The sequence below is a fragment of the Bacillus sp. A015 genome, assembly GCF_053851875.1.
On the sequence record NZ_JBSPZB010000003.1, the window covers coordinates 157322 to 183931 of the forward strand.

The 26610-nt window shown below is 40.2% G+C and carries 29 protein-coding genes; 27 read left to right on the top strand and 2 right to left on the bottom strand.

The window, feature by feature from the left end; genetic code table 11:
• Positions 1 to 98 precede the first annotated feature (98 nt).
• The 11 genes from ACSLGF_RS04030 to ACSLGF_RS04080 all read left to right on the top strand — a co-directional run bounded on the left by ACSLGF_RS04030 (position 99) and on the right by ACSLGF_RS04080 (position 11953).
• Complete coding sequence (locus ACSLGF_RS04030) at positions 99 to 647, top strand: hypothetical protein (RefSeq protein WP_099726407.1); 549 nt, start codon at positions 99 to 101, stop codon at positions 645 to 647.
• 199 nt (positions 648 to 846) lie between these two features.
• Complete coding sequence (locus ACSLGF_RS04035; protein WP_456002779.1) at positions 847 to 1506, top strand: sugar transferase; 660 nt, start codon at positions 847 to 849, stop codon at positions 1504 to 1506.
• 18 nt (positions 1507 to 1524) lie between these two features.
• The gene (gene tuaB / locus ACSLGF_RS04040; RefSeq protein ID WP_456002782.1) at positions 1525 to 2976 is read left to right on the top strand and encodes a teichuronic acid biosynthesis protein TuaB; all 1452 of its coding nucleotides are present in this window, start codon (positions 1525 to 1527) and stop codon (positions 2974 to 2976) included.
• On the top strand, positions 2973 to 4178 hold the full coding sequence (tuaC, locus tag ACSLGF_RS04045; RefSeq protein ID WP_456002785.1) for a teichuronic acid biosynthesis protein TuaC: 1206 nt from the start codon (positions 2973 to 2975) through the stop codon (positions 4176 to 4178). The genes tuaB and tuaC overlap by 4 nt, the downstream gene beginning before the upstream one ends.
• Before the next feature lie 50 nt (positions 4179 to 4228).
• A complete protein-coding gene (gene tuaD / locus ACSLGF_RS04050; RefSeq protein WP_456002787.1) occupies positions 4229 to 5563 on the top strand; it encodes a UDP-glucose 6-dehydrogenase TuaD in 1335 nt (444 codons plus the stop codon).
• A 17-nt stretch (positions 5564 to 5580) separates the two neighbouring features.
• Entirely contained in the window at positions 5581 to 6510 is a 930-nt protein-coding gene (locus tag ACSLGF_RS04055; protein WP_456002789.1) for an NAD-dependent epimerase/dehydratase family protein, read from the top strand.
• A 39-nt stretch (positions 6511 to 6549) separates the two neighbouring features.
• Entirely contained in the window at positions 6550 to 8007 is a 1458-nt protein-coding gene (tuaE, locus tag ACSLGF_RS04060; RefSeq protein ID WP_456002791.1) for a teichuronic acid biosynthesis protein TuaE, read from the top strand.
• A 72-nt stretch (positions 8008 to 8079) separates the two neighbouring features.
• Complete coding sequence (gene tuaF, locus ACSLGF_RS04065; protein ID WP_456002793.1) at positions 8080 to 8757, top strand: teichuronic acid biosynthesis protein TuaF; 678 nt, start codon at positions 8080 to 8082, stop codon at positions 8755 to 8757.
• Positions 8758 to 8781: 24 nt separating this feature from the next.
• Complete coding sequence (gene tuaG, locus ACSLGF_RS04070) at positions 8782 to 9537, top strand: teichuronic acid biosynthesis protein TuaG (RefSeq protein WP_456002795.1); 756 nt, start codon at positions 8782 to 8784, stop codon at positions 9535 to 9537.
• A gap of 19 nt (positions 9538 to 9556) precedes the next feature.
• A complete protein-coding gene (gene tuaH / locus ACSLGF_RS04075; RefSeq protein WP_456002910.1) occupies positions 9557 to 10753 on the top strand; it encodes a teichuronic acid biosynthesis protein TuaH in 1197 nt (398 codons plus the stop codon).
• A gap of 132 nt (positions 10754 to 10885) precedes the next feature.
• The gene (locus tag ACSLGF_RS04080; protein WP_456002797.1) at positions 10886 to 11953 is read left to right on the top strand and encodes a glycosyltransferase family 4 protein; all 1068 of its coding nucleotides are present in this window, start codon (positions 10886 to 10888) and stop codon (positions 11951 to 11953) included.
• 35 nt (positions 11954 to 11988) lie between these two features.
• Here the strand turns inward: ACSLGF_RS04080 and ACSLGF_RS04085 are convergent, their stop codons facing one another.
• Both ACSLGF_RS04085 and ACSLGF_RS04090 read right to left on the bottom strand, forming a co-directional pair.
• Complete coding sequence (locus tag ACSLGF_RS04085; RefSeq protein ID WP_456002799.1) at positions 11989 to 13086, bottom strand: LCP family protein; 1098 nt, start codon at positions 13084 to 13086, stop codon at positions 11989 to 11991.
• Positions 13071 to 13739, bottom strand: coding sequence for a YigZ family protein (locus ACSLGF_RS04090; RefSeq protein WP_099726395.1), 669 nt, complete (start codon positions 13737 to 13739; stop codon positions 13071 to 13073). The genes ACSLGF_RS04085 and ACSLGF_RS04090 overlap by 16 nt, the downstream gene beginning before the upstream one ends.
• A 221-nt stretch (positions 13740 to 13960) precedes the next feature.
• Between ACSLGF_RS04090 and ACSLGF_RS04095 the strand changes: the two genes are divergently transcribed.
• From ACSLGF_RS04095 to ACSLGF_RS04170, 16 genes are all read left to right on the top strand, one after another.
• Entirely contained in the window at positions 13961 to 15136 is a 1176-nt protein-coding gene (locus ACSLGF_RS04095; RefSeq protein ID WP_456002801.1) for a sensor histidine kinase, read from the top strand.
• A 64-nt stretch (positions 15137 to 15200) separates the two neighbouring features.
• The gene (degU, locus tag ACSLGF_RS04100) at positions 15201 to 15890 is read left to right on the top strand and encodes a two-component system response regulator DegU (protein WP_008348273.1); all 690 of its coding nucleotides are present in this window, start codon (positions 15201 to 15203) and stop codon (positions 15888 to 15890) included.
• A gap of 214 nt (positions 15891 to 16104) precedes the next feature.
• Positions 16105 to 16947, top strand: a complete 843-nt coding sequence (locus ACSLGF_RS04105) for a DegV family protein (RefSeq protein WP_456002803.1) — start codon at positions 16105 to 16107, stop codon at positions 16945 to 16947.
• A gap of 121 nt (positions 16948 to 17068) precedes the next feature.
• Positions 17069 to 18442, top strand: a complete 1374-nt coding sequence (locus tag ACSLGF_RS04110) for a DEAD/DEAH box helicase (protein WP_456002805.1) — start codon at positions 17069 to 17071, stop codon at positions 18440 to 18442.
• A 64-nt stretch (positions 18443 to 18506) separates the two neighbouring features.
• Positions 18507 to 18800 carry a late competence development ComFB family protein gene (locus tag ACSLGF_RS04115; RefSeq protein WP_456002807.1) on the top strand — a complete coding sequence of 98 codons (294 nt, stop codon included), beginning with the start codon at positions 18507 to 18509 and terminating at the stop codon, positions 18798 to 18800.
• Positions 18801 to 19126: 326 nt separating this feature from the next.
• A complete protein-coding gene (locus ACSLGF_RS04120) occupies positions 19127 to 19483 on the top strand; it encodes a ComF family protein (protein WP_456002809.1) in 357 nt (118 codons plus the stop codon).
• Positions 19484 to 19539: 56 nt separating this feature from the next.
• The gene (locus tag ACSLGF_RS04125; protein WP_456002811.1) at positions 19540 to 19959 is read left to right on the top strand and encodes a TIGR03826 family flagellar region protein; all 420 of its coding nucleotides are present in this window, start codon (positions 19540 to 19542) and stop codon (positions 19957 to 19959) included.
• Positions 19960 to 20038: 79 nt separating this feature from the next.
• The gene (flgM, locus tag ACSLGF_RS04130; RefSeq protein ID WP_456002813.1) at positions 20039 to 20302 is read left to right on the top strand and encodes a flagellar biosynthesis anti-sigma factor FlgM; all 264 of its coding nucleotides are present in this window, start codon (positions 20039 to 20041) and stop codon (positions 20300 to 20302) included.
• Positions 20303 to 20319: 17 nt separating this feature from the next.
• Positions 20320 to 20802 carry a flagellar protein FlgN gene (locus tag ACSLGF_RS04135; RefSeq protein WP_456002815.1) on the top strand — a complete coding sequence of 161 codons (483 nt, stop codon included), beginning with the start codon at positions 20320 to 20322 and terminating at the stop codon, positions 20800 to 20802.
• 15 nt (positions 20803 to 20817) lie between these two features.
• Entirely contained in the window at positions 20818 to 22338 is a 1521-nt protein-coding gene (gene flgK, locus ACSLGF_RS04140) for a flagellar hook-associated protein FlgK (protein ID WP_456002817.1), read from the top strand.
• Between the two features lie 9 nt (positions 22339 to 22347).
• A complete protein-coding gene (gene flgL, locus ACSLGF_RS04145; RefSeq protein ID WP_456002819.1) occupies positions 22348 to 23259 on the top strand; it encodes a flagellar hook-associated protein FlgL in 912 nt (303 codons plus the stop codon).
• A gap of 46 nt (positions 23260 to 23305) precedes the next feature.
• A complete protein-coding gene (locus ACSLGF_RS04150; protein WP_456002821.1) occupies positions 23306 to 23884 on the top strand; it encodes a DUF6470 family protein in 579 nt (192 codons plus the stop codon).
• Between the two features lie 28 nt (positions 23885 to 23912).
• Positions 23913 to 24347: a flagellar assembly protein FliW gene (gene fliW / locus ACSLGF_RS04155; RefSeq protein WP_456002823.1), complete on the top strand. Its 435-nt coding sequence runs from the start codon at positions 23913 to 23915 to the stop codon at positions 24345 to 24347.
• Positions 24341 to 24565 (top strand): carbon storage regulator CsrA, encoded by a 225-nt coding sequence (csrA, locus tag ACSLGF_RS04160; protein WP_456002825.1) that lies wholly within the window; start codon positions 24341 to 24343, stop codon positions 24563 to 24565. The genes fliW and csrA overlap by 7 nt, the downstream gene beginning before the upstream one ends.
• A 159-nt stretch (positions 24566 to 24724) precedes the next feature.
• On the top strand, positions 24725 to 25066 hold the full coding sequence (flaG, locus tag ACSLGF_RS04165; RefSeq protein WP_456002827.1) for a flagellar protein FlaG: 342 nt from the start codon (positions 24725 to 24727) through the stop codon (positions 25064 to 25066).
• Between the two features lie 20 nt (positions 25067 to 25086).
• A complete protein-coding gene (locus tag ACSLGF_RS04170) occupies positions 25087 to 26601 on the top strand; it encodes a flagellar hook-associated protein 2 (protein ID WP_456002829.1) in 1515 nt (504 codons plus the stop codon).
• The last annotated feature ends 9 nt before the right edge of the window (positions 26602 to 26610 follow it).

A 26610-nucleotide genomic window follows, 5' to 3' on the forward strand; every position in this document is an offset into this window, starting at 1 on the left:
TAGGCTATTTTTGTTATAATCGAAATATAGAGGGTAGCTTTTTTACGTGTTTACCTTCTGATAACAGCAAATCGACAAATCATGAAGAGGTGACAATATTGAAAAAATTAATCACAATGCCGTTTTTAGTATTGCTTCTAGGTGTAGTGCTCACAGCATGCGGCACAACAAATCAATCAAACGACAACAATACGGATAACAGCAAAAAAGAAACAACTGAAGCGGCTGATCAAAACAAAGAAAATGCATCAGACGAAAAAACGGAAGATAAGTCTGCAAGTGAAAAAACAGACGATCAAAGCAAAGAAACGGCTGCTAAAACAGAAGACCAAGCAGGTCAATCCAATGAAGATGCAAAAGAAAGCTCAAGTAAAGAAATCACAAAAGAAGAACCTGCGAAGGATCAATCAAAAGCTGAGTCCACAACAAAAAAAGAAGTCACCAAAGAAGGCACATATGTCGGTTTGGCTGATGGACATACAATTGCTGTCAACATTGATGGAAAAGAAGTAGCCATTCAATTTGGAAATACATTTTCTAAACAAGTAAACAGCTTGAAAGAAGAATCAAAAGTGAAAGTAACCTATACAAAAGATGCAAACGGAACACTCAGACTTAAAACAATCGAATCCGTAAAGGCAAAATAAAAAGAAGACCCGTAGACCCGCAGAATTGCGGGTCTTTTTTACGTTTAAAAGGGCATAACTTGATATAAGTACACATTCTTAACACAATTTTACAAGACTTAACAGCCCATTTACATTTGCTTAATGTTGCTCTGCTAAACTGACTTTCATAGAACATCTCTTTACACAACAACTACTTTGAATGGTGAGGTGCAGGTCAGTGAGCGCAGAGAAAGCGATGAACCTTTACAGAGAATATGAAGTGAGACGAAACCACTCTTTTGCTTTAACAGAACATATGGTTCGTTATTTATTTGCAAAACGTTTCATAGATGTAGTGTTCTCGTTCATCGGATTGATGTTGAGTACGCCAATCATTTTGCTGTTCGCCCTTTTGATTAAGCTAGAAACACCAGGGCCAGCCTTTTATATGCAGAAAAGGGTCGGGAAAGACGGTGTTTACTTTCAATTATGGAAGCTCAGATCGATGAGAACCGACGCTGAAAGCGGAGGAGCGAAATGGGCCCAAAAAAATGACCCGCGTATCACCAAAGTGGGGGCATTCATCCGAAAAACAAGAATTGATGAACTGCCACAATTTATCAACGTGTTAAAAGGAGAAATGAGTATCGTAGGTCCGCGGCCGGAAAGACCAATCTTTACCGCAGAATTTAACCGCACAATTCCAGGCTTTACAAAAAGGCTGGCGGTAAAGCCGGGGCTGACAGGCCTTGCTCAGGTGAATGGAGGATATGAAATGAGTCCAAGTGAAAAATTATCACACGACTTACAGTATATTCAAAACTTGACATTTTCTCTCGACACGAAGATTATGGTAAAAACGTTAAAAGTCATCATGACTGGTGACGGAGCCAGATAAGTAAAGTAGGGAAGAGAAATGGCAAGTATGAAAAATCGCATGCTGGGCGGGGCAAAATGGACAAGCTTGTCCGCATTGATCATTACCATTATCCAAATTGCACAGTTCGCCTTTTTAGGGAACGTGATGTCACTTAAAGAGTTTGGACTCGTTGGCATGATCACAACTGTCACAATATTTACGCAAATTTTACTTGATCTAGGCATCGGTGCAGCGATCATTCAAAAGGAACAAACAACGGAACGTCAATTATCAACATTATATTGGATCAACTTGCTCACAGGTCTTGTCTTGTTTTGTTTACTTATCCTTGCAAGCCCAATGATTGCCGCCTTTTATGCCCGTCCTGAGCTAGAAGGACTGCTCAAGCTATTATCGATGATGTTTCTCATTGCACCAATTGGCCAGCAATACCAATATATGATGCAAAAAGATTTAGCTTTTAAAACATTAAGTACCATTGAAGCCATTGCGGCTATCATATCGCTGCTCGTTTTACTCGCTTTCGCTTTTTTCATCAATCCGATTGTTGCCTATGTCGTCTCTCAAGTGCTGCTTCAGTCAGGAAAAGGTCTATTGTATGCAGCGGCTTATTGGAAGAAGTGGCGTCCAGCACCAGTCTTTGCATTAGGGGAAGTGAAAGAATTTTTTTCATTCGGTGCTTTCCAGCTGGCATCCAGGCTGGTCAATCGAGCAGGATCGAACATTGACATGATTTTAATCGGCCGGTTTCTTGGAGCGGAGGCGTTAGGTATTTACAGCTTGGCTTATCAAATCGTGACGATCCCCGTGCTGAAAATTAATCCGATTGTGACGAGGGTGGCTTTCCCTGTTTTTGCAAAAAGTCAGCGTGATCACTCCATGCTGCGCGAGGGCTTTCTAAGTATGACGAATATGCTCGCCTTGATTAGTTTTCCGTTATTAATCGGCCTTGCTGCCGTATCAGATAGCTTTATAGAAGTTGTGTTTGGAGAGAAATGGCTAGTGGCAGTTCCGGTTCTCAATATTTTGTGCATAGTCGGACTACTGCGTGTGCTCATGAATCCAAACGGTTCAATACTCCTTGCAAAAGGGAGAGCGGACTTAGCCTTTTATTGGGATATGGGGATGCTCATCGTATATGGATGTGCGTTATATGCAGGAGTCAGCACAGGCAGTCTGTTGACGGTGGCTTGGATTTACTCAGGTGTCAGCCTGCTGAATTTCATTGTTGGCAGATGGCTCATGGCCTATGTCATTCAGCTTGATATGAAGGTGTATTTGAAATCACTCGGAAAGCCTGCTGTCATGACGCTATTGATGGCCGCCTGTGCGGTAGCTTTACATCAAGGGATGAAGCTGACGTCAGCTGATATTTCGCTTCAATTACTACTGACTGTTTGTTTAAGTGCTGCTTTGTATGGCCTGCTGCTCGTCAAAATGTATCCACAGATTGCAGGCAAATTATTGAGAAGAGGTCGTTCGTCATGAAGGTGCTATGGCTGACAAGTGTATATCCTAGTGAAAAACATCCGAGTGAGGGCGTCTTTCATGAAACACAAGTGCAGGAGCTGATCAAACAAGGAATTGAAGTGACCGTCCTTTGTCCCAATCCAGTGAATCCGCCCGTCTTGCGGATGCTCAAGGCATCCTATCGGCAGAAAAAAGATATTCCCGAACAGGAAGTGCGGTGCGGAGTGACGGTTTACAGGCCGCCCTATACAGCGTTACCTGGACAGCTGAAATGGGCACAGCCGAGTAAACGAATAGCGGATTCTGTTCTGCGTGCAATGCAGCGTCATCAGCTGTCACCAGATTTTATCCATGCACACTTTGCCATGCCGTCTGGCGGAGCGGCGGCTGTGATCCAAAAAGAAGCGCATATCCCTTATCTTCTAACCTTACACGGCAGTGATGTGAACGTGTATCCGAGCTATAGCAAAGGAGCTTTCACAGCCTTTGAAACAGCGGTGAAACAGGCATCTGCTGTGCTGACAGTGAGTGAGGAGCTGGCAAAAAAGACACATGACATGACAAAGGTGGAAGCGCAATTTCTCCCGCTCGGTATTCCGCTCAAGGCATTTTCTAAAACGGATGGAGATCAAGAAGACATCAGAAAGCAGTTAGGTTTACCGCTTCACGAAAAGCTCGTTGTCTTCGTAGGTCGCTTAGTGAAAGAGAAAGGCTTACTTGAATTAGCTGATGCTGTCAGTGGGATGGATGGTGTGAAAGCGGTCTTTGTCGGAAAGGGCCCCCTTGCAAAGGAGCTGACTGAACGGGCTGGGGAATCGATTTTACTCCCAGGGCAGGTGCCAAACGATCAGGTGAAAGACTACTTGATGGCAGCGGATCTGTTTGCACTTCCTTCCTATAGTGAAGGAATGCCGACCGTCGTCCTTGAGGCGCTCGCTTTAAACGTACCTGTCATTGCGACACGAGTTGGTGGGCTCCCATCATTATTTTCTACCTATCAACACCTGCTCATTGAACCACGTTCAACGAGTCAGCTAAAAGAGGCCATTCACGCCTACCTGTATGAAAACAAATGGAATGAGCAAGTGAAGAACGATCTTCATGAAATTGTTCATACAGAATATTCATCAACAAATAATGCGAAGTATCTCATTCAGCAATATGAAAAGGTGTTCAATCAATATCCATCGTTTAAACAGGATGAAATGTGCAAAGACTGATAGATAAACAGTTTGGAACGAACAATATGCTTTTACTGAGAGGATGAAACATGTTGAAGAAAATTGCTGTGATTGGAACAGGATATGTCGGGTTAGTATCGGGTACTTGTTTTGCTGATATCGGAAATCGCGTCATCTGCTGTGACATCGATGAATCAAAAATCAACAGCTTAAAAAGTGGTGTCGTTCCCATTTATGAACCGGGCTTAAAGGAATTGATTGAAAAGAATACAGAAGAAGGAAGATTGTGTTTTACAACCAATATTCCTGCCGCGATCCGGGAGTCAGAGATTATTTATATTGCTGTGGGGACACCGATGACATCGCAGGGAGAAGCGGATTTAACGTTCGTGAAAGCCGTCGCTCAAACGATTGGGGAATCCTTGAATGGATACAAAGTCATTGTGAATAAAAGTACGGTGCCAGTGGGCACGGGTCGCCTTGTTAAAGCCATAGTGGAGAAAGCTTCACGAAGCAAATACCCCTTTGACGTTGTGTCAAATCCAGAATTCCTTCGAGAAGGCTCTGCTATTAAAGATACGATGCGTATGGAGCGAGTGGTCATAGGGTCTACAAGTTCTCATGCATTGGAGATCATTAAGGAGTTACATGAACCATTTCAAACAGCAGTGGTCGAAACCAATTTAGAAAGTGCAGAGATGATTAAATACGCTGCAAATGCGATGCTTGCAACCAAAATTTCCTTTATCAATGATATTGCCAACATTTGTGATCGAGTGGGTGCGGATGTTGAGAAAGTATCAGAAGGTGTTGGCCTAGATAGCCGGATTGGGCAGAAATTTTTAAAAGCTGGAGTGGGATTTGGAGGTTCCTGTTTCCCGAAAGATACCAAGGCACTATTAAAAATAGCTGAAACAGTAGGCTATCGTTTTAAACTAATTGAATCAGTTGTCGAAACAAATACACATCAACGAGCGTACCTTGTAAAAAAATTGATGGATGTCTATGGTGAAATAAAGGGAAAAACCATTTCGGTATTAGGATTGGCATTTAAACCTAATACAAATGATTTGAGATCCTCTCCAGCCCTTGATATTATTCCTATGCTACAAGATCTGGGGGCTTACGTAAAAGCGTACGATCCCATTGCTCACTTAGAAGCGAAGGAGATCCTTGGAAACCAGGCGATATTTAGCAACAATCTATATCAAACAATAGAGAATTCAGATGCCTGTTTAATCTTGACTGAATGGGAAGAAGTATTAAAAATGGATATGGAGAAAGTCAGAAGTCTTCTTCAACGTCCAGTCATCATCGATGGACGCAATGTATTTGAACCAGATCAAATGAGAAAAAACGGCTTTATTTATCATTCAATCGGTCGTCCGCATGTACAGGATGTTAAGATGTTATTAGAAGCTTGATTTAGGAGGAAACTTGGATGAAGAAAGTATTGGTTACTGGAGGTAGTGGATTTATAGGTTCACATACTGTTGAAAAATTAATAGAAAAAGGATATGAGGTCATCGTGCTTGATAATTTTTCGACAGGTAGTAAGGAAAATATTGCCCATTTATCTGTTCAATGTATTGAAGAGGATATAACAAAACCAGAAGTGGTTGAAATCATCAAACAAATCGCACCAGACTACATCATTCATCTTGCTGCACAGGTAAGTGTCGCAGTATCGGTCAAAGATTATATATATGATCAGGAAGTGAATATTAGAGGATCTCTGCATGTGATCAAAGCTGCTTCAGAGATTGGTGTCAAGAAGGTGATATTTGCTTCATCGGCTGCTGTCTATGGAGACCCAATTTATCTGCCAGTGGACACCGCTCACCGGCTGCAGCCTGGTTCACCATATGGCTTAGCAAAGCTCACAGTAGAGCGATACTTAGAAATGTCAAAATCACTCTATGATGTGGACTATTGTATTCTGCGATACAGCAATGTATATGGTCCGCGCCAAGATGCACTTGGCGAAGGCGGGGTTGTCTCTATTTTCTCTGATAAGTTTGCAAAGCATGAAGCACCTTTCATCTTCGGAGACGGGGAACAAACAAGAGATTTCATCTATGTAGGGGATCTAGCAGCAGCGAATGTCGCGGCTTTAACAGCCCAATCAAACGTTTGTTTAAATGTCTCGTGTGGTGATTCCATCACTGTGAATGAGCTGTTTCAAACGATGAAGCAAGTGACGAGATCACATCTTGAACCGATTTATAAGCCGCAGCGTGCAGGAGATATTGTGCATAGTACATTGGCGAATGAGGAAACGAAACAAGTCTTAGCATGGGAGCCTGTCGTGACTTTACAGGAAGGTTTGGCTCGTACCATTTCCTACTATCAACAGGAAGTAAAGGCTTAATCCCTCAAATCGGATGGATGGCTTAGGAGGGAAATGGGTATGAGTGTGAAACAAACAGCATGGCAAATCATGATCGGATGTATTTTGTTTGCAGCAGGGATAGGGATTGTACAAATTGCATCCGCGCAGCCCGTTGGGTTAAAGAAGATGGTGGCAATCCCGGTTCTGCTTGTGGTCCTCACGGCAGTTCTCGTGTTGATGAAGCAATACATGAATGGTGAGCAAGTATTCATGTCAGCCATCTACCTTTTAATTGCATTGACCTTTCTCAATAACGCTTTCTTTTCTATTAGTGTCGGGTTCTTTAGTCTTTTCCTCTACCGTATCATGCTCATTGCCGTCTTTGCTTTATTGATATGGCGGATGAGAGATAAGGGGACGTACATATTACAGTGGCAGCAGATTCGTGTAAAAGGCATTCTCGGTTTTTTTGCTGCATGGTTTCTTTACGGGCTCATCTCACTGCTTTGGGCTCATTCGGTTACAGACGGTCTGAAATATATGTCCCTGCTTGCGATGGGAATGGGGTTTGTCTTTCTTGTGGTCATGTACATTCAGCGAATGGATCAGATGGTGACCTTTTATAGTATTTGGCTGGTCATGACCGTATTTGTGATGGGGATCGGGTTCTATAATCACTTTACTTTGAACCATTTACCTAACACATCATTGTATCTTGGGCCAGCGTATAAACAGCACTATCCTACATCTGTATTCTTTAATCAAAATGACTTTGCGACGTTTTTATCTATTAGCTTTTTCTTATATGTGGCGTGCATGCGTCAAATGAAAAATGGTTATATCAAAGCGTTTGGATTATTAGGCGCAATCTCAGCTCTGTATCTCATTTTGTTAACAGAATCCCGCGCCAGCTTGCTTGGCATATTTGCGGGAGTGGCTATTTATGTGTGGCTGCTTATGCCGCGCTTTCTAAAAAAGTGGTCACTCATCGCAGCAGGCGGACTTGGTGTTATCTGTATCGCCATCTTTTCGGCCAAGATCTATTCGGTCTTTTATGACTTGTTTCTCGCTTCTCAGGTCGCGCATTCTTTTAGTGAACCACTCCCGTCCAACATCGCTAGGGCCAATTTGATCAAAAACGCATGGCATTTCTTTACGAATTCATACGGCTTCGGGGTCGGAGCAGGTAATGTATCTTATTACTTAGCCCACTTTTCAATCTTTGATACAGATCAAGTCGTTGAAGTGCACAATTGGCTGCTAGAGGTGATGACGAATTTTGGCTTTGCGGTCATGCTAGGCTATATCTCAGTGTACGCCTATCTCATGTTCACACTGTACAAACAATACCAATGGGCTGACACAAGATCAGCAAAAATGATCATTGAAGGTCTGTTTGCTGCAATGCTGAGCTTTCTCGTCTCAAGTATCAGTCCTAGTTCCGTCTCGAATTTATATTTCCACTGGGTATTTTTAGGACTGGTGATCGCAGCGGTTAATATCTTGAAAAACAAACAACGTTTCAAGCCTTGGTAAATCGTGTGTGGTGCTGAGCTTGTATGGCTACACTAGTAAAAAAGCAAATACGTCAATGTTGGGAGAATGAACATGTCTGGTTTCATGTTAAGAATAGGGAAGCGAATCAAAAAGTATATCGTATGGCTCGTGCTGCTGCCTGTCGTATTAGGCGCTTTTGGTTTCTTTTTTGCCAAAGGATCAGTAGAACAGTCCAGTTATACAGCCGCTGTTACCCTCACGCTTGGTAAATATGATGACGGGGTGTATAACAATATGGCAGAAGTGACATCTCTATTAAAAAGCGATGCATTTCTGAATCAAGCACTCAGTGATGTAAAGGAAGAAGAAAGGCAGGATGTGAAAAAACGCCTGATCCTGACCAATCAATCAGATACACAATTACAGCTGTCATTCACAGATGCCGATAAGGATCGAGCCTTGGCTGTAGTGAAGCAGGTGTCAGATACATTTCTCAAGCAAGACAAAGCATTATTTACAAAAAGGCAGCAGGTCATTGAAAATAGGTTATCCGCCCTTGAAGACGAATCTGTCAGCAATGATTCCAAAGTGGATAAAGAACGATTCTTATATGAATTGGAGTCTACAAAGCTCGGAATGAAGCAGGCAAAGATTGTGGACCCGGCTCAAGTGCTTGATGAAGGCAATAAAGGCATATCAGCGAAAAAACGGGCACTGCTCGGACTGATCATTGGCTTTAGCATCTCGCTCATGTTTGTGGTGTTACCTGAAGTGTTCAAAGAATCTTAATGATGAACTGGAGATGAGTCTTAGGTGAACAATCAACCGTTAGTATCTATTATTACACCGGCGTATAATGCGGAACGTTATTTAACGGATACAGTTCATTCCGTTCTTGCCCAAACCTATTCCAATTGGGAGCTGATCATTGCAGACGATTGTTCAACAGATGGAACAAGGAAGCTATTAGGGGAATTAAGTCAGGCGGACGACAGAATCAACGTCATTTATTTAGAGGAAAACGGGGGAGCCGCCATTGCGAGAAACACGGCCATCAAACAGGCAAAGGGGCGTTTTATCGCTTTTTTAGACAGCGATGATAAGTGGAAAGAGACAAAGCTCGAAAAGCAGGTAGACTTTATGCTGGCGAATGATTATGCTTTTACATTCACGGCGTATGACATCATTGCAGAAAATGGAGAGCCGTTACAAAAAACAGTCACTGCACCAGCTAGGTTGAACTACAATGAAGCCTTGAAAAATACCATTATCGGCTGTTTGACGGTCATGATCGATCTTCAGCAGGTGGGGCATGTGGAAATGCCGAACATCCGTACAAGACAGGATTTAGCCACGTGGCTGTCTATTTTAAAAAGAGGATTTACAGCCTATGGCATGAGTGAGCCGCTCAGTGAATATCGCATCGTTGGAAACTCTATCTCGAGTAACAAATGGAAAGCGGCGAAAAAAACGTGGTTTGTCTACAGAGAAATTGAGCAGCTTCATTTTGTCAAAGCGTCATGGTGTTTTATGCATTATGCGACAAATGCTGTGAAGAAGCGCTTATAAACAGAAGGGAAAAAAGGTGATAAAGGTGAAAGCAGACTCGATCATACATGTTATCGTAGCGACGGGAGAATGGGGACAGGATGGCCTGAGGTACAGACGGCATCGTTTGGCGGAATTTCTAGCTTCTGATCCAGAAACGAAAGAAGTCATCTGGGTATGCCCGTCTGCAGCCCGTCATACAGCTCCCTTTCAGCCCATAACGGATCGAATGAAGCAATTGACCATTCCTGATGTGCTCAAGAGCAAATTTTTTCGCTTTGGTCGATATCAAGATATGTTCTATATTCATAAATTATCCCCTCTTCTTGAGCATTTGCGGCAGGAGGAAAAGAAGGGGATAGCCGTTTGCCTATGGTATACGTTTCCTGGATTTCCGCTCTTATCTTCTTTATTTGAATGGAAACATATTGTGTATGATTGCAGTGATCTGTGGGGAGAGCCGATAAGCGGGAAAAACAACATACTCTCTTATATGAGGCAGCGTGTCATTGTAAAAGCAGAAAACCGAATCATTAAATACGCACACAGCATTACATGCTCTTCTCAATACTTACATGATCAAATCAAAAAACGTCTCATGGGTGAACCGAAAGATGTGTTCACAGTAGAAAATGGTGTTGAGTACGATGTGTTTGCAAAAAGCAATCTTTCCTGTAAGGAGGATGTGCTGGAAGGAAGAGAAGGAACCGTTCTTGGCTTTATTGGAGGAATCAAGCCGAAGCTCGATTTTGACATGATTGCGCAAGCTGCTCACATGCAGCCAGATTGGACATTTTTATTTGTCGGTCCTGATGGAACAAATGGAGATCCATCTTTTCAGCATGCACTCAAACTGCCAAATGTCATTTGGACAGGGGCTGTTGCACCAGAAGAAGTGCCTGCTTATATGAAACTGATTGATGTAGGGATGATGCCATACAAACAGTCTCCTTATAATCAAGCCGTTTTCCCGCTCAAGCTATATGAATTTCTAGCTGCAGGAATACCGGTTGTCGGTTTAAATCTTCCATCAACGGAAAGGCTAAAAGAGAATGATGTGTATGAATATTTAGAGGGCGAAGATCCTGCGCTCTTCGTAGAAGCCTGCCTGAAAGTGATCAGCAAAAAAGATGACATGACCTATAGACATCTAAGACAAAGCCGGGCGAAGAAAAAAGATTGGCACGCGCTGTTCACAAACATGGTGGAATTAACGAATATTAAAGAAAACGCATAATTCATTCAGGATTGTGCGTTTTTATTTTTCTTCTTCACAGAGGGAGCTTGTGATCATCCTATATTCAATTGTATAATGGAAAGAGCGGCCAATATACAAAATACAGATTTCAATTTAGAAGGAGACTGACCTATGGATTACGAACGCGCCTTATTAGCGTTTTTTGTCTCTCTGGCTACAGTTTTAATTGTGACACCAATCGTCAAAAAGCTTGCAATTAAGATTGGTGCAGTGGACCAGCCGAATAAACGAAAAGTTCATGATAAAGTAATGCCTCGAATGGGCGGTTTGGCGATTTTTATTGGGGTAGCGGCTGGATCATTAGCAGGCGGGCTATTTCTACATAATAAAATTACAGCGATTTCAGTTGGTGCCGTACTCATCGTCATTTTAGGTATATTTGATGATAAATATAATTTAAGTGCAAAATTTAAATTTCTCGTGCAAGTTCTCGTTGCTTGTTTGATCGTGAGCACGGGCCTTAAAATGGACTTTTTCTCTGTTCCTTTCTTAACAGATCGTATTGAGTTAGGCTGGATGGCATATCCCCTAACCGTGTTATGGATTGTCGGAATCACAAATGCCATCAATTTAATTGACGGCCTTGATGGACTCGCTGCTGGTATTTCGGTCATCGGTTTATCCACGATTGCAGTGATGGCATTTTCTGCTGATAAGATTCTCATTCTTTCTTTATCTCTTGTCGTCATTGGCAGTACAATCGGCTTTCTATTTTACAACTTCCATCCGGCAAAGATTTTTATGGGTGATACAGGCTCGTTGTTTTTAGGCTATATGATTTCGGTGCTGTCACTTTTAGGGTTATACAAAAGTGTCACTTTGTTTAGTGTCGTTGTCCCGGTGATCATCTTAGGTGTCCCTATTTTTGATACGACCTTTGCGATCATTAGACGAATATTAAATAAACAGCCAATTTCAGCGCCTGACAAATCGCATATTCATCATAGACTGATGGCCTATGGTTTATCCCATCGAATGGCCGTCATCGTCATTTACATGATTGGTTTAGTGTTTAGCTTAAGTGCAATATTGCTGACAAGTGCAACCATTTGGTTATCACTGATCATTATTTTTTTATTGGTCATGTTTATGCAAGTCATTGCGGAAGTCACTGGTTTAGTGAACGAAGAGTTCAAACCATTTACGAAATTCTATAAACGCATGGTCAAAAGAAATTAAAGAAACAGCCCGTTCCTAGGAATCGGGCTGTTTCTTTATTGTCCGGATGAATTTGGCGCAGTGGGCGCAGTATCTGTCGTTCCTGTTCCTGTTTCACCAGATGATGGATTGGTCTGTGAATCTGTTCCAGTCGAAGGCTCAGAAGGAAGCTTTAAATGCGTCCGTAATTCATTTTGTACGTTAGCTAGATTGGTTGGATCTGGCTCAAAGTAATACGTTCGATTTGGTCCTAAATAACTGTCTGTTCCTTTTATAGAAAGCGTTTCTGTGTCGTCTCCTTTAAATCCACTGTAGATTTGCTGAAGAGCAAGTCCTTCCGTGATACGGAAATTGGTCGTAATGTGATCACTTACTTCCTTCGCGATGTTATCCACGTTTGCAATATTACTTGGCTTCGCCATTTGATCAATCATGGCTCGTAAAATCTGTTTCTGACGATCGTTACGCCCGAAATCACCTCGTGGATCTTGTTTTCTCATCCGCGCGTAAGCAAGTGCTTCTTCCCCGTTTAAATGCATATTGCCTTTTTTGAAGTAAATCTTTTTCTTTTTTTTCACATCACTTTTTTCGTTAAAGTCAAATGGAACCTCGATATCAATTCCGCCGACTTCATCAATAACATCCTTGAAGCCGTCAAAATCAACGGTTGCATATTTATCAATCGGAATATGCAAGAATTGTTCGACAGTTTCAATCGTTTCGTCTTTTCCGCCTTTAGCAAATGCCGCATTAATCTTATCTTTACTTTCGGTCGTGTCACTTGCAAGATGTACCCGTGTATCACGAGGAATACTGACCATTTTCATCGTTTTATCTTGAGGATTAATGGTTGCAACAATGAGTGAATCTGAACGGCCATGATCACCATCCGTGGCATAATCCTCAATTCCGACAAATAGAACAGAGAAAGGTTTCTTCTTAATATCAATGACAGCATCACGGAGCTTAGATTTCTCTCCGCGGTCTAGTTCATCATATGTTTTGTCAGCTGCCTGAAGTGTATTCACAATTTTATACACTGCAAATCCGCCCATGCAGATGAAGAGAAGCAAAAACAAGACCAGAATACGTTTGATAATCTTTTTCTTCTTACTCTTTTTCTTTCGTACACGCACTTTTACTCGTTGTGCCATTCATCTGTCTCCTTTATCGGACCAATGTCCTTTTCTAAATAAATCAGTTCGCCTTCTTTTGTCACGCTTTTTCCATTTGTCAGCTCTGTCATCCATTCAATGAACTGCTCTGTTTGTGTTTCTTCTACATACGTCTCAAAAATAACATCTTCGGCATAATGGATTTCTTTTAGCTGAAAAGATGAGGCTCTAAGCTCATTCTCTACCTTTCCAAGCCATGTATAATCTATTGTTGTGTGCATCGTACGCATTAAACAGCGCTCTACTATACCAACATGGTTGATTGCTTCTGATACAGATTTTCCGTAGGCACGAATTAATCCACCGGCACCTAATTTGATACCGCCGAAATAACGAGTGACCACAACGACTGTATCTTTAAGCTTCCGTTTTTTTAGCACTTCAAGCATTGGCACTCCTGCCGTACCGCTTGGTTCACCATCATCATTTGCTTTTTGAATCATGTCATGTTCACCAATGAGATATGCTGAACAATTATGTGTGGCATTCCAATGTTGTTTTTTAATGGATTGTATAAATGCTTGTGCTTCTTCTTCTGAGACAGCACGCTGTATATGACAAATAAAACGTGATTTTTCAATGACGATCTCATGCTCGCCACGACTTTTTACTGTAAGATAGCGATTCAGCAAAAGACATACCCTCCTGACAAGCAAATTGTAAGACTAGAGAAAATTTGCATTGGTTTTAGAATTTTACAGCGTATTTTGTTATGATGATAGGAGCGGAAAAAGGGTCGTCATAAAAACTTCATGATTTATACGCATTCTTTCATTATAATTCGACATAAAATGCAGATCAATGACATTTATAATAAAAAAAGATGACATCACTGTTACGGGAGGGAAAAGCCATGACAACACCCAAAATGGATCCGAAATTATTGGATTCAATCATCATGAAAATGCTAAGTACAGTTGATGGCAGCAAGGACGAAGTATTTAGGATAGGCGAACAGTCCCGTCAACAATATGAGACCCTAGTTGAAGAGCTTAAGCAAATCAAGCAGCAAGTAAACGAGGTAATTGATTTTGGTGATAAACTAGAAGTACATACGAGACATGCTAGAAACCGCTTATCTGAAGTCAGCAGAAACTTTAACAAATTCAGCGAAGAAGAAATACGAGAGGCCTACGAAAAAGCACATAATCTGCAAGTAGAACTCACCATGATCCAGCAGCGTGAAAAGCAGTTGAGAGAGAGAAGAGACGACCTGGAGAGACGATTATTAAGCTTACAAGACGTCATTGAACGCTCTGAAACGCTTGTGAGTCAAATCACGGTTGTTCTGAACTATCTCAACCAGGATTTACGCCAGGTAGGCGTTTTACTTGAAGATGCTCAGGCAAAACAAGATTTTGGACTAAGAATTATTGAAGCTCAAGAAGAAGAACGCAAAAGGGTATCTCGGGAAATTCATGATGGTCCGGCTCAGATGCTGGCAAACGTGATGATGCGTTCTGAATTAATTGAACGGATTTTTAGAGACCGTGGTACAGAAGAAGGCTTTAAAGAAATTAGAAGTCTCAGACAGAATGTGCGAAATGCTCTGTACGAAGTGAGAAGAATCATTTATGATTTAAGACCGATGGCTTTAGATGATTTGGGTCTCATTCCGACGCTAAGAAAATACTTAAACACAATTGAAGAGTATGATGGGAAAACCAAGATTACGTTCCAATGCCTAGGCGATACAGAAAGCGAAAGAATTGCTTCTCAATTTGAAGTGGCACTATTTAGACTAGCCCAAGAAGCTGTCACAAATTCCTTAAAACATTCTGAAGCTGAAGAAATCTCTGTAAAGGTAGAAGTAACGAAAGACTCTGTGACATTAATTATTAAAGACGATGGAAAAGGCTTTGATATGAAAGATGTTAAAACAAACAAAAACAAATCCTTCGGTTTACTTGGTATGAAAGAACGCGTAGACTTACTAGAAGGTAAAATGACCATAGACTCAAAAATAGGTCTAGGGACATTCATCATGATTCGAGTGCCGTTAACATTGCAAAATAAAATTGTAAAATAGAGTCAAAAGACATATTGACCATAAAGTTCAGGTGTAGAACAATAAACATGGGGAGGCGTAGCTTGTGACTAAAGTAAATATTGTAATTATTGATGACCACCAATTATTCCGTGAAGGTGTCAAACGGATTTTAGATTTTGAACCTACTTTTGAAGTAGTTGCAGAAGGAGACGACGGTGACGAAGCTGCACGTATCGTAGAGCACTATCATCCGGATGTTGTCATTATGGACATTAATATGCCGAATGTAAATGGTGTAGAGGCTACAAAGCAGCTAGTAGAGCTTTATCCCGAATCAAAAGTCATTATTCTATCTATTCATGACGATGAAAACTATGTGACACATGCATTGAAAACAGGGGCGAGAGGTTACCTGTTAAAAGAAATGGATGCAGACACTCTCATTGAAGCAGTGAAAGTAGTAGCTGACGGAGGATCTTATTTACATCCGAAAGTCACTCATAACTTAGTAAATGAATTCCGACGCCTAGCAACTAGCGGCGTTTCAGCACATCCACAGCATGAAGTATATCCTGAAATTCGCAGACCACTTCATATCTTAACAAGACGTGAATGTGAAGTGCTTCAAATGTTAGCTGACGGAAAGAGCAACAGAGGAATTGGTGAATCGCTCTTTATTAGTGAGAAAACAGTCAAAAACCATGTAAGTAACATTTTGCAAAAAATGAATGTAAACGACCGTACACAAGCTGTTGTTGTAGCAATTAAAAACGGCTGGGTAGAAATGAGATAATGTTCCGGACAAGTACTCCTTTTTCACCTGTTTTTGGTTCTCTCACATTTTAAGTTTGAGAGAAATGATAGGCAGGATAAAGAGTCTTTTTCGGATATTGCAGGCTTGCCTATTGATTAGGCAGGCTTTTTTGATTACTATTATAAATCTAATGAAAAACAATGATCATTCTTTTAGAATAAAAAAGAGTAACGAATAAGGAAGGTATTTAAGAATGAAAATAGCCGTTGTAACAGACAGTACTGCTTATATACCACAAGAGCTACGTGATAAACATCAAATTCATATGATCCCCCTTAACGTCATCTTTGGCAGCGAATCGTACCGGGAAGAAATAGAGATGGATTGGATGACGTATTATGAAGAAGTCAAAAAACATAAAGATCTTCCAACAACCTCTCAGCCTGCTTTTGGTGAACTAGTAGAATTATATGAAAAGCTAAGTGAAACATACGACGCTGTGATTAGTATTCACCTTTCAAGCGGAATTAGTGGAACATATAATAGTGCAGCCTCAGCGAACGATCTAGTTGACGGAATTGACATTTACCCGTTTGATTCAGAAACTAGCTGTATGGTGCAGGGGTTTTATGCATTAGAAGCTGCTGAAAAAATCCAAGAAGGTGCTTCTCCAGAAGAGATTTTAACACATCTAAATTATCTGAAAGAAAGCGAACGAGCCTATTTTATGGTGGACGACTTAACTCATTTGCAAAGAGGCGGAAGATTAAACGGTGCTCAGGCTTTTATTGGAAGCCTCTTAAAGGTAAAGCCTATCCTTCATTTTGACAACAAGATAATTGTCCCTTTTGAAAAGATTCGTACACGTAAAAAAGCCATTTCACGCATTTTTGAATTATTCGATGAAGATGCATCACGTGGTGTACCGATGAGAGCTGCAATCATTCATGGAAATAGAGAAGAAGAAGCAGAAGAATTGATTGCACATTTATCAGAAAAGTACCCTCATGTCGAATTTTATAAAAGCTACTTTGGTGCCGTGATTGGTACTCATCTAGGCGAAGGGTCATTAGGTCTTGGCTGGATGATTAGATAGATCTCAAAAACCCCCTTTTCTCATGGAAAAGGGGGTTTGTTTTTCAATTATGACAGTTGGACGAAAGGTCTTGTCTTTGTACATAATAGGCAAACATCAGTTGAAAGGTGTTAGGAGAAACATGGACAAAGCGATGGAACTAAGGCAACAACTGCAATCACGCCACCTACTTACCATTGAAACTCGATGCATAAAGCCTCATTTGGATTGGCTGGAGGAGAAAAGGTTAGTAAATAGAACTCCTGCCATTGAGAGGAAAGCGAGCGGTTTTACATGCTGCCGATGTGGTGTATCAAACAAGCGGTACTTTGCTCTTTCACCTTGTGAAATATGCCAAAAAGAATGTGTGTACTGTAGATCATGCATCATGATGGGAAAAGTAACCGAATGTGGCTCTCTGTACGAATGGACGGGTCCGCAAATGAAAGAAACGTTTCAATCTGAATTAACATGGCAGGGAGAGCTGTCTAAAGGGCAAAAGAGAGCGTCAGAAAAAATGATAGAAGCGATAAAAAACAAATCTGATCTACTAGTTTGGGCTGTTTGCGGGGCAGGGAAAACGGAGGTGCTTTTTCACGGAATTGAATTTGCGTTAAATAAAGGAATGAGTGTCTGTATCGCGACGCCTAGAACAGATGTAGTGCTTGAACTCGAGCCGCGAATTAGAAAGGCATTTCAAGGGCTGAATATAGCTGTGCTTTATGGCGGGAGCCCTCAAAGGTTCCAAATAGCACCGCTTATGATCGCCACAACCCATCAGCTCATGAGATACAAAAATGCTTTTGATGTTCTCATTGTAGATGAGGTCGATGCCTTTCCTTTTTCAATCGATGAACGTCTTCAATTTGCTGTTTTAAAGGCTATGAGAAAAACAGGGGTTAGGATTTACTTAAGTGCCACACCATCTAAAAAAATGAAAAAGGATGTTGTTCATGGACAATTAGAAGCGATAAAAATTCCTCTGCGTTTCCACGGGCAACCTTTACCCGTCCCGTCATTTCAATGGATTGGACAGTGGAAAAAGAAATTAAACAAGAATCAGCTGCCATCTACTGTAATGAAATGGCTTGAGAAACATATTAAAAGAAAGAGAAGGGTTTTACTTTTTGTTCCTTCTATTTCCACGATGAAGAAGGTAACGAAGATTCTTCGAGAGCATCATGTAAATGTAGAGGGTGTATCTGCTGATGATCAAGATAGGAAACAAAAGGTCCAACACTTCAGAAATTACGCATACGATGTACTGGTTACTACAACTATTCTCGAAAGAGGCGTAACCATTCAAGATGTTCAGGTGGGTGTACTAGGTGCGGAATCTACTATTTTTACAGAAAGTGCACTTGTTCAAATTTCTGGAAGGGCGGGGAGGCATCCTGAATATTCTACAGGAGATGTTTTCTTTTTTCATTTTGGTTTAACGAGAAGGATGAAACAAGCGAAGAAGCATATTGTAAAAATGAATGATACAGCTGCACAGGAGTTTTCTGAAAAATAGTGTGGGTTTAACTAAATCATGGTACATTATATTCACAATACACAAATGGCAGGAGAGACAAAATATGTTACTCAATGCAAAAGAAATACTACTCAAGGAAATCCTCTATCAATATCTCAATCAATTAAACATGATTTGTCATTGTGAAAAGTGTATAGAAGATGTATTAGCGATTTCACTAAATCAAGTGAAGCCACAATATATAACAGATATCGATAAAATATCTTACAGTAAATCCGAGATGGTGGATAAACAGAAGAATACTGCCATGCTGGTCACTCTTACAGAAGCGGCTTCAAAGGTCACGACATTTCCGAGATGCGAAAATCGTCAGCCGCTTAATAAGGAAAACAGTTGATTTGCCCAATTTGTGAGGGGCATTTTGTGGCTGCTTTTACATGGAAATCATTACTTCTATCAAATGATGATAGCTTATGTATAGCATGTAAGGATCACCTAGTGAAGATTCATAGCACTATTTGTCCAAAATGTGGAAGAGGACAGTCAAATAACGAATTGTGTCAGGACTGTTCCCGATGGAATGAACGGCTCGATTTTTCTGAAGTTCTTGTGAAAAATAGGTGTGTTTATACTTACAACGATTTTATGAAAGGCGTCCTTGCTCGATTTAAATTTCGAGGTGATACAGCTTTAGCTGAGTTGTTTAAAAGAGATGTACGAGCAGTGTTTAAGCGTTCCTTTTCAATTAAAGAACCTGTGCTGATTCCAATCCCTTTAAGTAAAGAAAGGTTAAAGGAAAGAGGATTTAATCAGTCCGTCGTACTAGCTTCCTTGATTGGTATGCCTATATTGCAACCACTCGTTAAAATTCATCAAAGTAAGCAGTCCAAGAAAAGTAAAAATGAACGTCTAGATCAAAAAGGACTGTTCCAATTAAAGCAGTCAGATGCGATCCTTCAAAAGGATATTGTATTAATTGATGATATCTATACAACTGGGGCGACCATCTATGATGCGGCAAAAATTTTAAAAGACGCAGGTGCCAAAAGTGTTTCCTCTTTTACGTTGATACGTAGTTAAAAATCATGATAATCAACCGATAATAAGAAAAGAAAATAACGTAAGGGGTTTTGGTTATGAATCAATTGGCAAACTGTCCACAATGTAATCAGTTATTTTTAAAAACCACCATCCAAACGGTTTGTAACAAATGCTTTGAAGAAGAAGAACGTTCTTTTGATATCGTTTATAAATTTTTGCGGAAGCAAAGTAATAGACAATCAACTATTGCTGAAATAGTAGATGCAACAGATGTTGATGAAGAATTAATCCTGAAATTTATCCGCTTGAACAGGCTTCAAATTAGTCAATTTCCGAATATCAACTATCCTTGTGAAAGATGCGGCCAACCGATCAGGAAAAACAAGCTGTGCAGCCAATGTGAACAGGATATTCATTCGCAAATCAGCCAAATGAACCAAGAAGAAGAGCGTAAAAAGGAGATTGAATCTAGGGAAAAAGACACTTATTATGCCATTAATCCTAAAAACGACTGATTCCCTAAACTAAGTTGCAGTTTGGTCGATAAAATGGATAGAATCAAGACAGACTGTAACGGAAAGCGAGAGGAATCCCGTGAAAATTAATCGATATGGAACACAACCAGTAAATCCTTACAAGAAAACATATGAGAAACAAACGTTGCAATCGAATCAAGCAAAATCAACTGATAAAGTCGAAATTTCTAAACAGGCAATCGAAATGCAAAAGGTGCCGAATTTAATGAAAGAACGTCAAGATAAAATAGACCAACTTAAAAAAAGCATTGAAGCCGGAACATATCAGGTAGATACAAAAGGTATTGCAGATAAAATGCTGAATTTTTATAAACAACAATAACAAAAGGAGTAGCGTGAATGTCAGTTAAAATAATTATTGAAGAGCTGCATCGTCTCTATGGATTACATGAACAGCTTCTAAAGCTGTCTAAGGATAAAACAGAAATGCTGAAAAGCAATGAGATTGATGCTCTTTCAGAGGTTCTGAATTTAGAGCAGAAATATATTCAGGCCATTTCTCAATTAGAAGAAAAGCGTATTGAAGCTACAGTTCAATTTTTACAAAGTGATCAACCGCCGACAATCACAGCATGTATCGAAAAGGCTGAAGGTACGGAACAAGAAGAGCTCATTTCGTTATATGAGAAACTAAATGACATCATGGTGGAATTGAAAGATGTAAATGAATTAAACAAACAGCTCATTCAGCAGTCACTTCAATTTATTTCACTGACATTCGATCTCGTTAACCCTAATAAAGAGCATATGAATTACGGACAAAATGGTCTTGAGAGTTCAAAGCCTAAACAGCATAGGGCTTTGTTTGATTCAAAGGCGTAAACAAGGAGGATACCAATGGGTTCTACATTCATGGGACTAGAAACGGCAAAAAGAGGAATCACAGCCCAGCGTGCAGGGCTTTATGTCACATCAAACAACGTGTCCAATGCAAATACAGAAGGCTACTCAAGACAGAGAGTTACCTTTAAAGCAGATAATCCTTACCCAGTGATTTCTGTTTATGATGGCAAGACGTACGGCCAAATGGGGACAGGAGTTCAAGTTGGAACCGTTGAAAGAATTCGAGACAGCTTTTTAGATCTACAATACAGAGATCATAACAATAACTTGTCTTACTATGCAGCGAAGTCTGATGCCCTTTCACAAATGGAGGGGGTTATGAATGATTTGACAGATGAAGGCTTAAACAGAGCCTTTGATAATCTTTGGAAATCATTACAGGTCCTATCAGAATCGAAAAATGCTGATACTGCATCTGCACGTACCGTTGTTAAAACAAGTGCCCAGGCTTTAGTAGACCAATTCCGTCTGCTCAATTCTTCTTTAACAACGATACAAAAGAATTTGAAAACAGAACTCGATTCAACAGCAAAAAATGTGAACAATCTTTTATCTCAAATAGATGAAGTAAACAAACAGATTGCAGCAGTTGAGCCAAATGGATATCTTCCAAATGATCTTTATGATACGCGTGATGCGCTGGTCGATCAGTTATCCTCACTTGTTGATATTAAGGTGAGCTACAATCCATCTGGCGGAAATGCACTCAAAATTGCTGAAGGAACCGTCAACATCGACATTATCGGTGCAAATGGACAATCTGCTGGAACGATTTTGAATGGCATTACCAATGAAAAGTCTGAACTGCAAATCTCCTACGATAATACGACGGGACTTGTCAGTTCACTTCAATTCGGAACAACAACCATTGCAGCAGATCAATTACAGGTGAATGGTAAAGTAAAAGCACTTGTTGAGGCGTATGGCTACATGTCAAATGGTGCTGAAAAAGGAATGTACCCAGACATGCTTGCAGAGCTAGATGAAGTAGCACAAGTATTCATGGATACATTTAACGACGTGCATAAGCAAGGGTACACGTTAAATGGGGCAAGCGGACAAGACTTTTTTGATATCGAAAATAACAATGATCTGAATAAAGGCTTGGCAGCTCGTATCAAAGTGAGTGATGTGATTTTAGCATCAACAGATAATATTGCCGCATCTGTCAATCAAACGCAGGGTGATGGTTCGAATGCTACGCAATTAGCCAATATTCAAAACTTAAAGCTAGCAATTGGCGGAAATACAACGACAATTCAGGATTACTACCAAAATGTCATTGCTGAAATGGGGATACAAGGGAAAAAGAACATGACGCTGGAAAGCAGTTCAGCGGCTCTTGTCAACTCAGCTAATGAACGTAGAATGTCGACTAGCGCTGTCTCCATCGATGAAGAAATGACGAATATGATCCAATTTCAGCATGCGTATAATGCAGCGGCAAGAATTGTGACATTACAAGATGAAGTATTGGATAAAGTAATCAACGGCATGGGTGTCGTAGGAAGGTAGGGATAACTGATGCGAGTCACGCAAGGTATGATTTCTCAAAACTCACTTCGCAATATTAGTAAAAGTTATGAAAAACTTTCTAAAATTAATGAGCAGGCCCAAACAGGAAAACGTTTCACGAAAACATCTGATGATCCTGTTGCAGCAGTAAAAAGTCTTCAGTATAGTACAGCCCTATTTCGAAATGAGCAATATCAAAATAATTTAAATGAGGCACGAAACTGGATTGATACATCTGAAACGAGTGTCACTGAAATCATCGATATTATGTCAAATGTACGAGACAAAGTGCTTGATGCGGCTAATGGAACAAAGCAGCCAGAAGATTTAGAAGCTATCGGAGTGGAAATTGGTCAAATGAAGAAACAAATCATTGATGCGATGAACACTCAGATGTTAGGTAAGTTCGTATTTAATGGGACGAATACAAATGTAAAACCAGTCGTCGAGAATGCAGATGGTACGTATACATTTAACTTTGAAAACTATACTGATGCAAACTCAGTTCAATCGAACATTTCTGACGGTATCACATTAAATGTGAACTCAAATCCAATTTCAGCGTTTGGTGGACAATCTGCCAGCGGTCAAAATGTGATTGAAATGCTGACGGATTTAGAAAATTCATTAAAAAATGGGACGTTTGCGAATTCTGATGATGCATTAGGAAACATTGATCAGTTTAAAGAAGTGATGAGTGCCGAGCGCTCAGATCTTGGAGCCCGATCGAATCGGATTGACTTAGTAAGTAGCCGCTTGACTTCACAATTCGAAGTGCTGAAAAATGCTAAATCAGATAATGAAGATGTTGAAAGTGAAAAAGCGATTCTTGATCTTCTTCAACAAGAAACTGTGAATAGAGCTGCTTTAGCGACGACAGCAAAAGTGATTCAACCATCCCTTGTCGATTTCTTAAGATAATAAAAAGCATCCGTTGGGTGCTTTTTTGCATCATGGAGGTGAACTTATGCAAATCCCTAGATTGTTAATGCAACAAACCTATGCAAAGCTGCAAATGTCGACGACTCCATCTAGACAAGAAGTAGAGCAGCCAAGAGCTGATCTTGAGATTCAGCAGCCAAGAGCTGTCATGAACATCACAAGGACACCGTCGAAATTAACCATTGATCAAACTGAGGCCTTTGCTGATATGGATATCAAGTCGATTTTTAGGCGTTCTGAGGAATGGGCAGCTGAGGGGAAACGTGCTGTTGGTGAAGGAATGGGCCGAAGAGCGGAAGAAGGAAGCGAACTGATTAAGATTGAGGATGGAGGTAATGCCATTGCTGAGTTTGCCAAAATCAATGGTAGTCCTCCCGCGAAGCAATTCACCATCGGTGTAATTCCTTCATTCTTCAGTGTCAAAATTCACTATCAGCCATCCGAGCTTCAAATTGATGTTGAGCCTCAAAAAGCGATCATTGAGGCAACACCGCATAAACCGATCGTTAACTACCAGCAAGGTAAAGTAAATATTGATATGTTACAATACCCAGATTTAAAAATAGAAGTTGACGAAACGGGTCAAAATGGTGATAAGGTATAGGTAAGAAAAACGAAAAAGGTCGTGAATTATGATCATTCAAACAAAATACCATGGTGAAGTGACAATTAAAGAGGAGCAAATCATCAACTTCTCTAATGGGATACCAGGATTTCTGGATCAAAAACAGTTTGTCATTTTACCTTTATCAGAAGAGTCTCCATTTTTAGTTCTTCAATCATTGAAAAACGCAGAATTAGGCTTTATTGTCAGCAGTCCGTTTTTATTTTTCAATCAATACGAATTTGACTTAGAAGAGACGGTTGTAGACATTCTTGGTGTGGAAGATGCGAATGATGTGGAAGTAATGGTTATTTTAACCATGGAATCCTCTATTGAAAAAACGACAGCCAATTTAAGAGCGCCTATCATTGTGAACCGGAAAAACATGAAAGCCAAGCAAGTGATTTTGCATGATTCAGCCTATCATACAAAACATTTGTTAGAGGTGGCCTCCTCATGTTAGTTCTGTCTCGGAAATTAAATCAGTCGATTCAAATAGGCGATGATATTGAAGTCAAGATTATTTCAATCGAAGGCGATCAAGTGAAAGTTGGGATTGAGGCTCCTAAGCACATCGATATTCACAGGAAGGAAATTTACCTGTCTATTCAAGAAGAGAACAATCGTGCTGCAAGCTTGTCCTTAGATCTTCTTTCTCAATTATCCTCACAAAAAAAGTGAGGTTTTTTTTCTGATTCAGCTATCCTTCTCCGTGTGAAAGTGCTTCAGTGTGGATGTTCACCATCTATATGAAACTTTAACAAATCGGTCCATCTATATTTAATTTGAAAATTCAAAGCCGATATAAAAGATAGATTAAAGCACAGGAGCTGAATAACTATGTCTGTTGGTAAGTTGACTTCGCTAGAACCACTGATTGATGCATTTCAAACCCGTGTTACGAATCATCAGAATGACAATGTAAACACTGAATCACAAGAAAATGGCAATGTCGTTTCAAAAGAGGAAATTGAAAAAACGCTTCAAGGAGCAAACAAGCTGATTGAGCCTACGCAATTTCATCTACAATTTGAATTACATGAAAAACTCAATGAATATTATGTCAAAGTAGTAGATAACCAAACAGAAGAAGTCATTAGAGAAATTCCTTCCAAGGAATGGCTTGATTTCTATGTGGCGATGACTGAGATTGTTGGTTTATTTGTAGATAAAAGAATGTAATTGAGGGGAGAACAAGAACAATGGTTAATCGAATTACTGGATTTTCAAATGTGTTTGATATTGATGAAATCGTCTCAAAGCTAATGAAAACTGAGCAAGCACCACTTGATAAAATGACACGCCAGAAACAAACACTTGAATGGCAAAGAGACAGCTATCGCGAGGTGAACTCGAAAGTCAAAGAATTAGATGATTTGATTAACAGTTTAAACTTAACGCGTCCAAGTACATATGGCGCAAAAAAGGTGACAAGCTCAAATGAATCTGCTGTCACAGCAACTGGATCAACAAATGCTACCTCTGGCTCGATTAATGTGACCCAACTAGCGACAGCTTCCGTCTTCAAATCTTCTGGTACATCTGGATTTACACCGGCAAACGGTACGTTTACGTTTGAGGTGACGACACCAGATTCTACAAAACCCAAAACAGTGACCATTAATACCACTGATACAGATACCCTTGATTCAATCGTGACAAAATTGAACAACTCTCAACTAGGTGTCACGGCTTATAAAGGTCAAATCTTTGATGGGACAAACTATGTGGATACGATTGCTCTCACTTCTCGTACGACCGGTGAAGGTGTCAGTATTAAAGCAGCGGATGGCAATTCTGCTTCATTTTTAACGCAATTAGGATTCCAAGTAGATGGAGATAACAAATTAGTTGCGACCACGCAAGGGCAGAAGGCACAATACGAAATTAACGGCCTTAAGATGGAAAATAACAATAATACGTTCACACAAGCCGGTATCACTTACGAGCTAAAAGGTACAACCGATAAGCCTGTCAGTTTAAACGTTTCAACAGATGTCGATACGATCTATGACAAAATTAAACAATTTGTGGATAAATACAACGAACTGGTTGAGCAGGTCAATGGCAAAGTCAACGAAAAAAGAAATAGAGATTATCACCCATTAACGGCTGAAGAGAAAAAAGCCATGTCTGACAAAGAAGTTGAGCTATGGGAAACAACGGCTAAGTCTGGCTTGCTGAGAAGTGATTCCATTTTACGATCAGGTACTGCCAAATTAAGAGGAGACTTTTATGCCGAAATTACGACAAGTGATGCGAATAAAATTCACATCACACAAATTGGCATTACCACTTCATCAAAGTATAAAGATGGCGGAAAGCTTGAAATTGATGAAAAAAAACTAAGAAAAGCCCTTGAAGAAGATCCACAAAAGGTCAGTCAAATGTTCATCTCAGGTAGTTTAAATGTGGATTCAAAAGATCAAGACAAAGCGCAGCAGCAATATAAAGAACAAGGAATCATTTATCGTGTCAAAAATTCCTTAACAGCCTATACAAAAAGCATTCAAACAAAGGCTGGAAGCACAACGATGGAATTAAAGGAATACGGACTTGGTAAGGATCTGGATTCTTTGACAAAACGAATGAGTACATTCCAAGATCGTTTAAAAATGGTGGAAGCCCGTTACTACAAAAAGTTTAACGCCATGGATAGTGCGATTCAAAAGCTAAACAACCAATCTGGCTATCTTTCTCAACTGCTTGGACAATAATTGGAGGTT